This is a genomic window from Streptococcus sp. GMD3S, assembly GCF_000298695.2.
Taxonomy (GTDB): Bacteria; Bacillota; Bacilli; order Lactobacillales; family Streptococcaceae; genus Streptococcus.
Genome location: NZ_AJRC02000008.1, coordinates 102,531 through 117,315, shown reverse-complemented (window position 1 = coordinate 117,315; position 14,785 = coordinate 102,531). Strand labels below are relative to the sequence as shown.

Genomic DNA, 14,785 nt, shown 5'->3' with positions numbered 1-14,785 from the left:
TGAGTGCTAGCCAATCCGCTTCAGTAAGCTCGAGCCAATCTGCGTCGGCAAGTTCGAGCCAATCCGCTTCAGCGAGCGCAAGTCAATCAGCCTCAGTGAGCGCAAGTCAGTCTGTCTCAGTGAGTGCCAGTCAGTCTGCATCTGCAAGCTCCAGCCAATCAGCATCGGCAAGTGCTAGCCAGTCTGAGTCAGTGAGCGCTAGCCAGTCAGCTTCGGTAAGTTCGAGTCAGTCAGCCTCAGCGAGCGCTGGCCAGTCTGCATCTGCAAGCTCGAGTCAATCAACCTCAGTGAGCTCAAGTGAATCCGCCTCAGCCAGCGCCAGCCAATCGGCTTCAGCAAGTTCGAGCCAATCAGCATCGGCAAGTGCTAGCCAGTCAGCGTCCGTAAGCTCAAGTCAGTCAGCTTCAGTCAGCACAAGTGAGTTTGTATCGGCAAGTTCAAGTCAATCGGCTTCAGTGAGTGCTAGCCAATCAGCATCTGCAAGTTCGAGCCAATCTGTATCGGTGAGCTCAAGTCAATCCGCATCAGTAAGTGCTAGTCAGTCTGCTTCAGCAAGTGCCAGCCAGTCTGCCTCAGTAAGCTCTAGTCAATCTGCTTCCGTAAGCGCTAGTCAATCCGCGTCTGTAAGCTCAAGTGAATCCGCGTCAGTGAGCGCAAGTGAATCTGCTTCCGTAAGCGCTAGTCAATCCGCTTCAGTAAGTGCGAGTGAGTCAGCGTCTGTAAGCTCCAGCCAGTCAGCATCGGTAAGTTCGAGTGAGTCAGCATCGGTAAGTGCTAGTCAATCTGCCTCAGTAAGTTCAAGCGAATCTGCATCTGTAAGCTCGAGTCAATCCGCGTCAGCGAGCGCGAGCGAATCGGCTTCAGCAAGTTCGAGTCAATCTGCCTCAGTAAGTTCAAGTGAATCCGCGTCAGCGAGCGCGAGCGAATTGGCTTCAGTAAGCTCCAGCCAGTCAGCATCGGTAAGTGCTAGTCAGTCCGCTTCAGTAAGTTCTAGCCAATCAGCGTCTGTAAGCTCGAGTCAATCTGCGTCTGTAAGCTCCAGCCAGTCAGCATCAGTAAGCTCCAGCGAATCCGCTTCAGTAAGTTCAAGCGAATCTGCATCTGTAAGCTCGAGTCAGTCCGCTTCAGCAAGTTCGAGTCAATCAGTATCAGTGAGCGCCAGTGAATCTGCTTCAGTAAGCGCTGGTCAATCTGCTTCAGTGAGTGCGAGTGAGTCAGCGTCTGTAAGCTCGAGTCAATCGGCTTCAGCAAGTTCGAGTCAGTCCGCTTCATTGAGTGCCAGCCAATCAGTGTCAGCGAGCGCAAGTGAGTCAGCTTCAGCGAGCACCAGCCAGTCAGCCTCATTGAGCGCCAGTGAATCTGCGTCAGCCAGCGCTAGTCAATCCGCTTCAACAAGTACTTCAACTTCTGCAAGTATGCTAGCAGACGAATTAGCATTGGAAAGTGCCTCGATCTCAGCAAGTACATCAGTGAGCGAATCTACTTCAACGAGCGCATCACTCTCAGCTAGCATGTTCGCCAGTGAATCGATTCTAGAAAGTGCTTCGATTTCAGCAAGTATGTCAGTGAGCGAGTCAACGTCGATTAGCGCTAGTCTCTCGACTTCAGATTCTATTAGTAGATCTGCGTCAGCAAGTGCTCTGGCATCTACTTCAACAAGCACTTCTCTCTCAATGGCAAACATTGCAAGCCAAGGTCAATCCGCTTCAAGCAAGCCAAAACAAGTCTTGCCAAATACAGGAGCGTCGACTTCGGTAGCATCTGCTTTGTTGGGAGCATTGGCAGCTGTGACAGGTATCGGTCTTCTTGCCAAGAAGGATCAGAACGACGATCAAGAAAGTCATTGATAAGATATAAAAATCAATGAATAAATAGTGAAATGGAAAACCTTTGAAAACATGATTTTTCAAAGGTTTTTTCTATATGTGAGAATGGGAAAATCCTCTTTTGAGTTTGAAATAAACTAGGGGAAAAGGTATAATAGGAAGGTGAGAGAATCATCGAAAAAATCAGAACTATAGTAGTAGAAAAGTAGCCAAAAGAATGTGAAAAGAAAAGGGGACGAAATGAAAAAAGAGCTTCAAAAAGCCATTGTACTCGGTGGTGATAATGCTTATATGGACAAAATTGAGACAACAATCAAGTCAATCTGCGCCCATAACCGAGCAGTGACTTTTTATGTTTTCAATGATGATTTGCCATCAGAATGGTTTCAGCTCATGGAGAGACGTCTAGAGCCACTAGCCTCAAAAATCGTCAATGTCAAGATTAGTCATCAAGGTTTGAAAGAGTATAGTTTGCCACTAGCCCACCTAAGTTATGCAACTTTCTTTCGTTATTTTATTCCTCAGTTTGTTAGCGAAGATCTAGCCTTGTACCTGGATTCGGATATTATCGTTAGATCAAACCTAGATCAACTCTTTTTAGAAGATATGGCAGACTGGCCAGTAGCTGCTGTCGCAGATGCGCTAGTTCCTAGCACTTTTAATGCAGGTGTCTTGCTGATTAATGTGGCTCTCTGGCGTCAAGAAAAGGTGACGGAGCACTTGTTGAGTTTGACAGACCAACTGCATGACCAAGTTTTTGGCGATCAGGGCGTGTTAAATCACCTCTTTGAAAGTCGTTGGAAATCGCTGCAAGCTACCTATAATTTTATGGTTGGTATGGATACAGTGGCTCGAAATTACCAGATGGATTCTTGGTATAGGGATTCTCTTGCTACTGAAAAGACAGCCAAGATTATCCATTATACTGGGGACAAGCCTTGGTACCAAATCAACCTCAATCGTTTTAGGGAGGACTGGTGGTTTTACTACGGACTAGAGTGGTCTGATATCGTCATGAAAAAATGTGATTTCCATAAAGGATTGGCATCTTTAGTTCAAGCTCCCCAGTATGCGACCGCTATTTTTACCAATACGTGTCACATAGAGCAAATCGAACACCTGATCCAAGAACTGCCAGATGTTGAGTTCTCTATCCTAGCTCATACCAATTTTGCGCCGGAAATCATGAACTTGCAATCGCATCTGAATGTACGCCTCTATCCTTACTTTAATCCCATGAATGTCAAAAAAGTCTTGGAAAAGATTGACTTTTACTTAGATATCAATCATGAGGATGAAATTGCAAACATTATCCAAGAGGTGCAGCAAAGAGAAATCCCTATATTTGCTTTTGAGACCACTAGTCATGACTTGAGTGGTTGCAGTCATGTCTACTCACCAGCAGCCGTAGATCAAATGATCGAGTCTATCCGCACGCTTTTGGAATCACAGAAGCAGTCGTTGTAAACTGAAGGAAACTAAATGAAAAAAACAATTGTTCTCGCAGGAGATTATGCCTATATTCGTCAGATTGAAACAGCGCTCAAGTCTCTCTGCTATCATAATAGCCATGTCAAGGTCTATATCTTTAATCAGGATATTCCCCAAGAATGGTTCCGCGCTCTCAGGCCGATAGTAGAGCAAATGGGCGGTGAGTTAGTGGATGTCAAGATGCTTGGCGCCCAATTTCAGATGAACTGGAGCAATAAACTGCCCCATATCAATCACATGACCTTTGCCCGTTACTTTATCCCTGATTTTGTCGAAGAGGACAAGGTTCTTTACTTGGATAGTGATTTGGTTGTGACGGCTGATTTGACGGCTCTCTTTGAAATGGACTTAGGCGAAAACTACCTTGCTGCTGCACCATCTTGTTTTGGAGTTGGGGTTGGCTTTAATGCAGGTGTACTCTTGATCCATAACAAAAAATGGCGGGCAGAAGCCGTGAGACAAGAGCTAGTTGAGTTGACGGAGCGGGAACACCAACATGTGAGTGAAGGAGACCAGTCCATCCTCAATATGCTCTTTCATGACAGCTATGCTCCTCTGGGACAGAACTATAATTTTCAGATTGGCTTTGACAGTGGGGCTGCCTCACATGGACATGAATTTATCTTCCAGATTCCTTTGGAGCCTCTGCCAGCCATCTTGCATTTCCTCTCTCAGGACAAACCTTGGAATACTCATTCGGTTGGGCGTTTGCGTGAGGTTTGGTGGCACTATCATCTGATGGAGTGGTCTGCTATTACTGAAAAATGGCGTCAGGCCGGAATTGACTATCCAGTCACAGTCTATCAGCCAATTATGACTTGTGTTAATTTGACCAATTCTTGGCATCTTGAGAAAATCGACTATCTGGTTCAAGCCTTGCCAGAGGTGCATTTCTACATCGCAGCCTATACGACGATGGCACCTGAACTCATGCTCTTGTCACGTTTTGAAAATGTGACCCTCTATCCCAACACCTTCCCCCTCTTGGTCGAGAAACTGATCCAGCAGACAGATGTCTACCTCGATATTAACCACGATGACAAGTTGAGTGTTGTTTATGACTATGTTTCACGCTTTGAGAAACCGATCTTGACTTTTGACAATACCCAGTCGCGAGAACTACCTGAAAGTGCCTATGCGGGTATTTTCTCAGCAGAAAGACCGGAAGAAATGGTAGCAGCTCTGACAGCTTATCTGGACGAGAAAGCTCACGAAAACTGAGATAGAGATTTGAAAATTCTAAGATGGAAGGACAAGATTGTTCCAGTGTGACAGGACAGAAAGATAAAATGAAAAGGAGGAGCCAGTGAAAGAATTTCGTTCATCGATAGCAGTAAAAAAAGGGATGCACACCCTGTTTTTGCTCTTTATTTATGTGCTCGGGAGTCGTCTGGCTCTTCCTTTTGTTAACCTCAATAGTCGGGATTTTCTCGGAGGAAGCGCAGCCTATTTGGACTTTTCAGTAGCTCTGACTGGTGGAAATCTTCGCAGCCTCTCTCTCTTTTCCATCGGGCTTTCACCTTGGATGTCAGCCATGATCTTGTGGCAGATGTTTTCCTTTTCAAAGAAACTGGGCTTAAACTCGGTGTCTTCAGAAGTCCGGGATAGACGGAAAATGTACTTGACGTTAGGGATTGCCTTGATTCAGGCCTTGGCCTTGACTACAAACCTTCCTGTCCAAGCTCCCTACAATCCCTTCTTGGTCTTTCTCCTCAATACCAGCCTTTTGGTTGCGGGGACCTTCTTCTTAGTTTGGCTGTCTGACATCAATGCGTCTATCGGAGTTGGAGGCCCAATCGTCATTTTATTGGCGAGTATGGTGGCTTCACTCCCTCAGGACATCATCCAATCGGTCCAAGTTCATAAGATCTCTCCTTGGCTGCTTTTCCTATTGGTAGTGCTTGGTGTCCTCTTTACCTATCTAGTTGTTCTCTTTTACCGAGCGCGATACCGCATCCCTATCAATAAAATCGGGCTCCATTCTCGCTTTAAACGCTATTCTTATCTGGAAATCATGCTCAATCCTGCAGGTGGCATGCCTTATATGTATGTGATGAGTCTCATGGGCTTGCCTTCTTATCTCTTGCTCTTGCTTCAACATCTGGATAAGGGCAATCCGCTCTACCCTGCCCTACTGGAGCAGTATGCGATGGGGAAACCCTTGTGGATCTATGCTTATATCCTTATCCTCTTTGTCTTTAGCATTGCCTTTGCCTTTGTCAATGTGAGTGGTCAACAGATCGCAGATCGGATGAAGCAATCAGGAGATTACATCTACGGAGTCTATCCGGGCGAGGATACCAGTCGCTTTATTAATCGCTTGGTTCTGCGATTTGCTCTGATAGGTGCAGTCTTTAACGTTACCTTGGCTGGACTTCCAATCTTGTTTGTCTTGAAGGATGAGAGTTTGTTAAAAGTCAGCATGATTCCTGGACTCTTTTTAATTTTGAGTGGTATGCTCTTTACGATTCATGATGAATTGCAGGCGCTCAGACTAAATGAAAGGTATCAGCCACTATTCTAGGAGGTTTTGATGTATTACTTTATCCCAGCTTGGTATGGCAAGGAGCGTCCCTGGCATGCCGATTTGATACCTTGGTATCTTTCTCATTTTAAGCTAGAATTTGATGACACCTTCAATCAGATTCGCTTGACGCAACGCCAAGGGATCCCTGCCCATGTCCTCCTTTTGTCCTATCAGCCTCATCTTCGCTATTTTCTCCATCGCCAAGGTATTTTAGAAGCACAAGTTTATTCCTTATTTGATGAATTGCAGGATTTTCATGAGATTCGACCGCAGGTCTTGCAGCTCAGAGATATTGAGTGGGAAGAGGACTGCGAGTTTGTTTACAGTCCCTTTACCATTTTAGTTTTGAGAAATGGAAAGCCCTATGCTCAGGTGGAGCATGGGATTGAAGGTTTTATCAGTACGATTCAGTATTTCAAGGAAGATGGGCTCTTGTCTGCCAACTACCTGATGGATGATCGGGGGCTGGTTTCCAGTGTGATTTACTATGAAGAGGGTCAGGCTCTCTACCAAGACTACCTCAATCCCAAGGGACTGTGGCAGTTCAGAGAGTACTTGCAAGATGGGGGTCGTATCGAGGTCAATCCTATCTTTGCTTTTCGCTTCCAAAAAGAGGCTTACCAAGATATGGGAGAATTGATTGCGGAGTTTTTTGAGAAGAAAATAGCTCAACTCCCTGAGGAAGGAGCGACCTATTTTCTGCCTGCATGTGACCAGCACAATGCTTTCCTTTTAGAACGATTGCCTCACCAAACCACCAAGGTTCTCAGCCTTTTTATCGGACGAAATCCTCAAGAACAACTACCTCAGTTGGCAGGTCTGCTTGATAAGGTGGACCTTGTTCTGGTCGACAGAGAGGACACCTTGCACTTGGCTCAGTCTGCCTTTTCAGAACAAGCAATGAAGTTTCGTCATTTATCACCTTTTGATACCCGCTTGGAGCTGGGAAAGAGTCAGACTCGGAAGGAGTCAATCCTCTACTATCAACTGGACTTTGAGCATGGGATAGAGGACCAAGCGCTCTATCAGGTCTTGCATTTCCTTTCTGAAAACAAAGATACGGAGCTGGTCTTTGGAACCTTTGCTGCTAGTCAAGAAGAAATGAAGCAGCTGGAAACACGAGTTGCTGAGATGGTCTCAGAGCAGTTTCAAGACCAGGAACTGGAGAAGGAAGTTGATTACCAAGGAGCTGAAAATCCGCTTGAGGACAATCGCCATCAGAGCAAGCGCTATTCGTTTGTCAATATGAAGGATGAATCGGAGTTAATCAAGCAGCTGGAATTTGTTCGTTTGATTGTCGATCTGAACAGGCAACCTCTTCTTTATACCCAAATCGCGGGGATTAGTGCTGGTATCCCTCAAATCAATAGGGTCAAAACAGAGTATGTCAGCCATCAGAAGAATGGCTATCTGTTGGAAAATATAGCTGATTTTGCGCAAGCTGCCCATTACTATCTCGATAGCCTGCAGGTGTGGAATGATGCTTTGATCCATTCCATCGAAAAGATAAAGGAACACACTGGGGAGCAATTCCTGATCAAGCTAGAAAAGTGGTTGGAGGAGGTGACTCATGGAAAAGAAGTATAAGATCTTGCAAATCGGTCCAGAAGATTGGCGAGAGACACTTGCCCTACCAGCCCAACTAGACTGGTATCATGTTCCTCCCAACACACCGTCTGCCATCCAGAAAATCATGGATGAGAATGATCTAGATCACTTTCATGCTGTCATTCTCACGGATGGGGCTTATCTAGTAGATTTGTTGCCTTTTGCATCTAGCTTGGAACCCTATACGGTTTTCTATCCAGAACAGTTTGCAAGTCAGGATAAAAACATTCAGAACCTCATCAAACAGCACTGCATGCAAGCGATGGACCTGTCAGACCGCCAGGGCTTTGTTCGAGACCTCTCTACCTCCCTCTTTGAAGGTGGTTATGGAGACAAGCTGAGCCCAGCTACGATAAGGATTCACCCGAGTTTCCAAGGCTCTGTCTCCTATCAGGGATTTGAGCATCTGGAGCTGGAAGGAGACTTTGGCAAGACCTATACCCAGCTAGCTTCTTGGGCCTATAATCAGTCTGTCCAAGCCCATTCGCCAATCGAACTCTGGCTCGAATATGAAAAGAGTGGACTAGTGGAATTGCGCCTGCGATTGCGAAAAATCCCAGCAGGATCCGTTTCAGAGATTAGACAGGACATTCTCCTTGAGGAAGCAGACTTTGCCTCAGCAATCATTGTGGAGCAAGACTATGACGCTTATCTGAGCATTTCTCTTGAAGCGCGTGGTCTGGGAAAGGTCAACATCGGCAATCTCCACCAACGCTGGAGCCGGAAACAGTTTGGAAAGTTTGTTCTCGGTGGCAATATCCTGCATGACAAAAAACGTGAGGAAATCAACTATTTCTTTCACCCAGGGGATTTCAAGCCACCTCTAGCAGTCTATTTCTCAGGTTACCGTCCGGCGGAAGGTTTTGAGGGTTACTGGATGATGAAGAAGCTCAGATGCCCCTTTCTCCTCTTTTCGGACCCTCGATTAGAAGGAGGAGCCTTTTACCTAGGAACTGAGGAATTAGAAGATAAAATTCAAGCAACCATCCAACACTATCTAGACTATCTAGGCTTGGATAGAAGTGACTTGATCCTATCTGGGCTGTCAATGGGAACCTTCCCTGCCCTCTACTATGGAGCCTACTTTGAACCCAAGGGAATCGTAGTCGGAAAACCCTTGACCAATCTAGGAACCATCGCACAGCGGGGCCGACTAGAGGCGCCAGGAGTCTTTCCGACTAGCTTTGATGTCTTGCACCTTCAGACAGGAGGAGTGAGCCAGAAAGACATGAAGGACTTGGATCAACGTTTTTGGACCCGATTTAAACAAGCTGATTTTTCCCAGACGACCTTCGGCCTTTCTTACATGAAGGACGAGGATATGGATAGTAGTGCCTATGACCAGCTAGTGGAGACACTTTGTCAGACAGGAGCCAAGATTTTGTCCAAAGGAACCGCAGGTCGACACAATGATGATACAGGAACAAACGTTGCCTGGTTTATTCATTTTTACAAGATGATACTAGAAGAATACGGAAGAGGTGAGACATGATTATCATCAAGAGAGAGGATATTAGGTGGGGTGAGATGGGAGCCACTTATCTTTATGGTAGCCAGATCACCTATCATGCAGACGGTCATGTTACCCTGAAAAATCCTTTGCTGGCTTCAGGTGAAACCCTTAAAACCTGGTTTTCTAGTGTCAATTACCAGGCTACTAGAAGTCAGCCCAGCCTCCCTCTTCTTAAGAAAAATCACACCTACCGTCTCTCTATGAAGATGCAGGTTCAACCAGCCAATGGTCTCTATCTCAAACTGACTTTTTTAAACCGTTATGAGGTAATCATCGAGGAGAAGATTGAAAGACAATTTTCCTTTAGCTTCACCTATCCTGAAGCGGCCTACACCTACCGCCTTTCCTTGATTAGTGCAGGTTTTGAGGCTCTTGACTTTGTTTCGTTTTCTATTGAGGAGGATGCTGGTGTTTAATCGTTTGTATCAGGAAAGACAACTGAGAAAGGTCAAGAAGCTTTTAAGCCAAATCAACGCTCTCAAAGAAGAGATGGCTGCCCTCAGTGATGAGGAAATGGCTGCAAAGACAGAGGAGTTTCGCCAGCGTCTTGCCCAGGGAGAAACCTTGGATGAGCTATTGGTAGAAGCCTATGCCCTTGTTCGTGAGGCCGATAAACGTGTCTTGGGTCTCTTTCCCTATGATGTGCAAGTCATGGGTGCCATTGTGATCCATCAAGGAAATGTGGCAGAGATGAATACGGGTGAAGGCAAGACCTTGACTGCCACCATGCCCCTCTACCTCAATGCCCTAACGGGAAAAGGCAGCATGCTGGTCACGACCAATGACTATCTGGCTAGACGGGATGCAAGCGAAATGGGCCCAGTCTACCAATTTTTAGGTCTAACTGTCGGTCTTCCCTTTTCAGAGGACCCAAAAGAGGACTTGACTGCGGAAGAGAGAAGAAAGATCTACACCTCGGACATCGTCTACACGACCAATAGTGTCCTGGGATTTGACTATCTCAATGACAATCTTGCCTCCACTCGTGAGGGGAAATTCCTGCCTCCCTTTAACTATGTCATCATTGATGAGATCGATGACATTCTACTCGATAGTGCCCAAACTCCCTTGATTATCGCAGGTTCTCCCCGCGTCCAGTCTAACTATTATAGGATGATTGATACCCTAGTGACGACCTTGGTTGAGGGAGAAGACTACATCTACAAGGAAGAAAAAGACCAGGTTTGGTTGACCCGAAAAGGTGCCCAGACGGTCGAAGGTTTCCTAGGAATCGATCATCTCTATAAGGAAGAGTATGCTAGTTATGTTCGGCATCTGGTCTATGCTCTTAGAGCCCATACGCTCTTTACTAAGGACAAGGACTATCTGGTTCGAGGGCAAGAAATGGTCTTGTTAGACAAGGGAACAGGGCGTTTGATGGAAATGACCAAGCTTCAAGGCGGTCTCCATCAAGCCATCGAAGCCAAGGAACATGTGAAGCTTTCTCCTGAAACCAGAGCCATGGCTTCGATCACCTACCAGAGTCTCTTTAAAATGTTTCGTAAAATCTCAGGTATGACAGGAACGGGAAAGGTGGCAGAGAAAGAATTTTTCGAAACCTACAACATGGCCGTCATTCGCATCCCGACCAATCGCCCACTTAGGCGAATGGACCATCCGGACAATCTCTATGTGACCCTCCCTGAGAAAGTGTATGCCTCTCTGGAAGCAATCAAGACCTATCACGCCAAAGGCAATCCACTCCTTATCTTTGTCGGATCTGTTGAAATGTCCCAGCTATACTCGTCCTTGCTCTTGCGAGAGGGGATTTCTCACAATGTCCTCAATGCCAATCATGCAGCGCGTGAAGCCCAGATCATCGCAGAGTCTGGACAGATAGGGACAGTAACCGTTGCGACTTCTATGGCAGGTCGAGGGACAGATATCAAACTCGGTCCAGGAGTCGCAGAATTGGGTGGTCTGATTGTGATTGGTACCGAGCGGATGGAGAGCCGACGGATTGACCTGCAAATCAGAGGTCGTTCTGGCCGCCAGGGTGATCCAGGAATGTCTCAATTTTTCGTGTCGCTTGAAGATGATGTGATCAAAAAGTTCGGGCCGTCTTGGGTTCACGACCTGTATCAAGACTACCAAGTGGAAGATATTAGCAAACCCATCCTACTTAAGGATCGCAAGTACCGCAACCTCGTCAGAAAAGCCCAAGAGGCTAGTGATAGTGCCAGTCGCTCAGCGCGCAGACAAACCTTAGAGTATGCGGAAAGTGTCAATATCCAGCGCCAAATGGTCTACAAAGAAAGAGATCGTTTGCTGGATGGGAGCCGTGATTTAGAGCATATCCTTGAGGATATATTGGCAGACTATACCAAACAAATCTCAGAAAAAGCCTATAGTAGCCCCCAAGAGCTCTTTCACTTCATCGTGACCAATATTAGCTTTGGGATGAGAGAATTACCAGCTGATTTGGATTTAGCTGATGCAGATCAGATTCGGGAGTTACTAGAGAAAATAATAGCCAAGGAAATTGCAGCTAAAAAGGAAGTCCTCCAACCTCACCAGCTCTATGACTCTTTTCTGAGAATATCCATGCTCAAGGCTATTGATGACAACTGGGTTGAGCAAGTCGACTATCTCCAACAGCTCAGTCTAGCAATCGGGAGCCAGTCTGCTTCTCAAAAGAACCCTATCGTGGAGTACTATCAGGAGGCCTATGCAGGCTTTGAAACCATGAAGCAACAAATTCGTACAGATATGGTACGCAATCTTCTCATGGGGATTGTGGAAGTAACGCCCAAAGGTGAGATTCTCACCCATTTTCCATAAAAAGAGGATCATATGACAATTTACAATATAAATCTAGGAATCGGTTGGGCGAGTAGTGGTGTCGAGTATGCCCAGGCCTACCGAGCAGGGATTTTTAGAAGTTTAGACCTAGCATCTAAGTTTATCTTTACAGACTTAATTCTAGCAGACAATATCCAGCATTTAACGGCCAATATCGGCTTTGCGGATGATCAGGTAATCTGGCTTTACAATCATTTTACAGATATCAGGCTAGCACCGACCAGTGTTACAGTTGATGAGGTCTTGGCCTCTTTTGGTGGCCTTGAGAGTCATAGGGAGCAGGACGGCAAGGTCTTGCGTGTCTACTTTTCAGACGAGGATAAGTTTGTGACCTGCTACTTGGTAGACTCGGCTAAGAATCTGGTGCAGCATGCAGAGTATGTGTTTGGGGGGAACTTGGTTCGCAAGGATTATTTTTCCTACACGCGCTACTGTACAGAATATTTCGCGCCCAAAGACCAAGTGGCTAGGCTCTATCAACGAAGCTTTTTCAATGAAGATGGCAGCACTGCTTACGATATCTTGTTGACTGAGGGACAGGAAGAGGTCTATCGATTTAAGGACCGGATTCTGTATGGAAAGCCAGCCCTTATGCGCTATTTTATGCAACGTTTGAACTTGAGCAAGTCTGATTTGGTCATCTTGGACAGGGAAACAGGGATTGGTCAGGCTGTTTTTGAAGAAGCACAAAAGGCCCATCTAGCAGTTGTCGTTCACGCAGAGCACTATAGTGAAAATGCTAGTAACCAAGACTATCTCCTCTGGAACAACTACTATGAGTATCAGTTTACAAATGCGGACAAGGTCGATTGCTTTATCGTGTCTACGGATCGGCAGAAGGAAGTTCTCGAAGGTCAATTTGCCCAGTACAGCCAGCATCGCCCACGAATCGTCACGATTCCAGTTGGGAGCATAGATCAGCTGACCGAGCCTGCTAGGGAACGCAAGCCCTTTTCTCTCATTACGGCTTCGCGTCTGGCCAAGGAAAAACACATTGACTGGCTCGTCAAGGCGGTTATCCAGGCGCATCAAGTCCTCCCAGAGCTCACCTTTGACATTTATGGCAGTGGGGGTGAGGAATCTCTTTTAAGGGAAATCATCACGGCTCACCAAGCGGAGAACTATATCCAGCTCAAAGGGCATGCAGATCTAGCTCAGATCTATCCCCAGTATGAGGTCTATCTGACAGCCTCAACCAGCGAAGGCTTTGGTCTGACCTTGATGGAGGCAGTTGGTTCAGGCTTGCCCCTGATTGGCTTTGATGTGCCTTATGGAAACCAGACCTTTATCAAGGATGGTCAAAATGGCTACTTGATCCCAAGTTCGGATGACCATGTTGAAACGGCGATTAAAAGATCCTTTGCGGAAAAGATCTGCCAGCTCTATCAGGAAAATCATTTGCCAGATATGCGAACAGCATCTTATGACCTAGCTAGAGAATTTTTAACAGATAAGGTAAGGGACAAGTGGAAGAAAACGATAGAGGAGGTCCTGCATGATTCAACTATTTGATCGTTATGGCCAGGAAAGCCGCGATTTGCACGAAAGTTTAGAAGCTGCTGGTCTATCCCATGCCACAGTTGTGATCGAACCAGATGGATTTCTCCCAGATGGGATTCTCTCTCCCTTTACCTACTATCTAGGTTACGAGTCGGGAAAAGCTCTTTATTTCAATCAAGTAGCCGTACCTGAATTTTGGGAGATTGCGGGCAATAACCAGTCGGCGCATATCCTAGAGGATTCTCGGGAGAGGGGCGTGATTCACTATGTGGAGGCTCCTCAGGCCCGTTTGGTCAAGCAAGTCGACTGGAAGGACCTATCTGGCCGTATCTACCAAGAAGACCACTATAACCGATACGGAACCTGCTTTGCCAAGACCACCTATAGTGCAGATGGGCAGGCTATCCTGACCAAGTACCAGGATGCAAAGGGACAGGAAATTGTCCTAGAAAATCATGTGACAGGCGATATCCTCCTAACCTTGCCCGGACAAGCCCTGCGCCATTTTAAAAATCGAGTGGAGTTCACGATCTTCTTTTTGCAAGACTTGGGAATCGACACTCGCCACCTTCTCTTTAATACTCTAGCTACCTCTTTCTTGGTCTCATATCATTATCCAGACAAGAGCGGACAGGATATCTTGGTTTGGCAAGAACCGCTAGATGATTGCCTTCCTGGGAATATGCAGCTGCTCTTGGAGCAAGAGGGGCTGAGAGCCAAGCAGATCCTCATACCAGATAAGGCTACCTATGAACAGGCCTTGGCCTTGACCAATCCAGCCTATCATGACAAGTTTGTCCATCTAGGTTATCATTATCAGTTCAAAAGAGAAAACTTCGTTCGACCAGATGCCTTGATCGTTACCAACTCAGATCAGATCGAACATATCGAAACCCTGATTGAGTCCTTGCCAATGGTGACCTTCCGAATCGCGGCAGTGACTGAAATGTCGTCCAAGTTGCTAACCTTGCTTTCCTATCCCAATGTCGTTCTCTATCAAAACGCTAGTCCGCAAAAGATTCGAGAACTCTACCAGCTGTCGGATCTCTATCTAGACATCAATTACGGAAACGAGCTTTTGGATGCTGTCCGTCAAGCCTTCGAGCACAATATACTCATCCTAGCCTTTGACCAGACAGCTCATAACAGACCTTACACAGCTCCAGAACACCTCTTTAATTTGCAGACTGTTGGAGACATGATTGCGAAGATTCAAGAAGCTCTCAGCAGTCTTGACAAGATGGGCCAAGCCCTTGGACATCAAGGTCGCCATACTAACTATGTGGACTTGGCTACTTACCAAGAGAGGATGGGAAGGATAATAGGGGAAGGACATGACTAAAAAAGATTTATTTTACAAGGATGTCGAAGGACGCATGGAAGAGTTAAAGCAAGGAGCGCTTAAGAAAGAAAAGCCTAGCCGAGGAGAAAAGATCAGTAAAACCTTCTCCATTTTACTCGGCATGCTCATCCTTCTTACCCTGATCTTTACATTATTAGGAATCTTGAGGTGAAATT

At 46.1% G+C, this 14,785-nt stretch carries 11 protein-coding genes; all 11 read left to right on the top strand.

Annotated features, from left to right (window positions below; all coding sequences use genetic code 11):
* The coding region (locus tag GMD3S_RS10560) for an LPXTG cell wall anchor domain-containing protein (protein ID WP_000309385.1) at positions 1–1,847 on the top strand (1,847 nt) is incomplete at its 5' end.
* 219 nt (positions 1,848–2,066) lie between these two features.
* Positions 2,067–3,293 (top strand): glycosyltransferase, encoded by a 1,227-nt coding sequence (locus GMD3S_RS0205670; RefSeq protein WP_000711916.1) that lies wholly within the window; start codon positions 2,067–2,069, stop codon positions 3,291–3,293.
* A gap of 15 nt (positions 3,294–3,308) precedes the next feature.
* On the top strand, positions 3,309–4,538 hold the full coding sequence (locus GMD3S_RS0205665; RefSeq protein WP_000751401.1) for a glycosyltransferase: 1,230 nt from the start codon (positions 3,309–3,311) through the stop codon (positions 4,536–4,538).
* An 85-nt stretch (positions 4,539–4,623) separates the two neighbouring features.
* Positions 4,624–5,841 carry an accessory Sec system protein translocase subunit SecY2 gene (gene secY2, locus GMD3S_RS0205660; RefSeq protein ID WP_000657780.1) on the top strand — a complete coding sequence of 406 codons (1,218 nt, stop codon included), beginning with the start codon at positions 4,624–4,626 and terminating at the stop codon, positions 5,839–5,841.
* Between the two features lie 9 nt (positions 5,842–5,850).
* Positions 5,851–7,431, top strand: a complete 1,581-nt coding sequence (gene asp1 / locus GMD3S_RS0205655) for an accessory Sec system protein Asp1 (RefSeq protein ID WP_000291138.1) — start codon at positions 5,851–5,853, stop codon at positions 7,429–7,431.
* Positions 7,415–8,944, top strand: a complete 1,530-nt coding sequence (asp2, locus tag GMD3S_RS0205650) for an accessory Sec system protein Asp2 (RefSeq protein WP_000412877.1) — start codon at positions 7,415–7,417, stop codon at positions 8,942–8,944. Before asp1 ends, asp2 begins: the two co-directional genes overlap by 17 nt.
* Positions 8,941–9,381, top strand: a complete 441-nt coding sequence (gene asp3, locus GMD3S_RS0205645) for an accessory Sec system protein Asp3 (RefSeq protein ID WP_000583890.1) — start codon at positions 8,941–8,943, stop codon at positions 9,379–9,381. The genes asp2 and asp3 overlap by 4 nt, the downstream gene beginning before the upstream one ends.
* A complete protein-coding gene (secA2, locus tag GMD3S_RS0205640; RefSeq protein WP_000483303.1) occupies positions 9,374–11,746 on the top strand; it encodes an accessory Sec system translocase SecA2 in 2,373 nt (790 codons plus the stop codon). The genes asp3 and secA2 overlap by 8 nt, the downstream gene beginning before the upstream one ends.
* Before the next feature lie 12 nt (positions 11,747–11,758).
* On the top strand, positions 11,759–13,279 hold the full coding sequence (gene gtfA, locus GMD3S_RS0205635) for an accessory Sec system glycosyltransferase GtfA (protein ID WP_000158443.1): 1,521 nt from the start codon (positions 11,759–11,761) through the stop codon (positions 13,277–13,279).
* Positions 13,263–14,609 carry an accessory Sec system glycosylation chaperone GtfB gene (gene gtfB, locus GMD3S_RS0205630; protein ID WP_000615317.1) on the top strand — a complete coding sequence of 449 codons (1,347 nt, stop codon included), beginning with the start codon at positions 13,263–13,265 and terminating at the stop codon, positions 14,607–14,609. The genes gtfA and gtfB overlap by 17 nt, the downstream gene beginning before the upstream one ends.
* Positions 14,602–14,781 (top strand): accessory Sec system protein Asp4, encoded by a 180-nt coding sequence (asp4, locus tag GMD3S_RS0205625; protein ID WP_000161924.1) that lies wholly within the window; start codon positions 14,602–14,604, stop codon positions 14,779–14,781. Before gtfB ends, asp4 begins: the two co-directional genes overlap by 8 nt.
* Positions 14,782–14,785: the final 4 nt, after the last annotated feature.

Coding starts and splice junctions, on each gene's coding strand:
- GMD3S_RS0205665 (WP_000751401.1), top strand. CDS start 3,309: ATGAAAAAAACAATTGTTCTCGCAGGAGATTATGCCTATATTCGTCAG.
- gtfB (WP_000615317.1), top strand. CDS start 13,263: ATGATTCAACTATTTGATCGTTATGGCCAGGAAAGCCGCGATTTGCAC.
- asp4 (WP_000161924.1), top strand. CDS start 14,602: ATGACTAAAAAAGATTTATTTTACAAGGATGTCGAAGGACGCATGGAA.
- asp2 (WP_000412877.1), top strand. CDS start 7,415: ATGGAAAAGAAGTATAAGATCTTGCAAATCGGTCCAGAAGATTGGCGA.
- asp3 (WP_000583890.1), top strand. CDS start 8,941: ATGATTATCATCAAGAGAGAGGATATTAGGTGGGGTGAGATGGGAGCC.
- gtfA (WP_000158443.1), top strand. CDS start 11,759: ATGACAATTTACAATATAAATCTAGGAATCGGTTGGGCGAGTAGTGGT.
- GMD3S_RS0205670 (WP_000711916.1), top strand. CDS start 2,067: ATGAAAAAAGAGCTTCAAAAAGCCATTGTACTCGGTGGTGATAATGCT.
- asp1 (WP_000291138.1), top strand. CDS start 5,851: ATGTATTACTTTATCCCAGCTTGGTATGGCAAGGAGCGTCCCTGGCAT.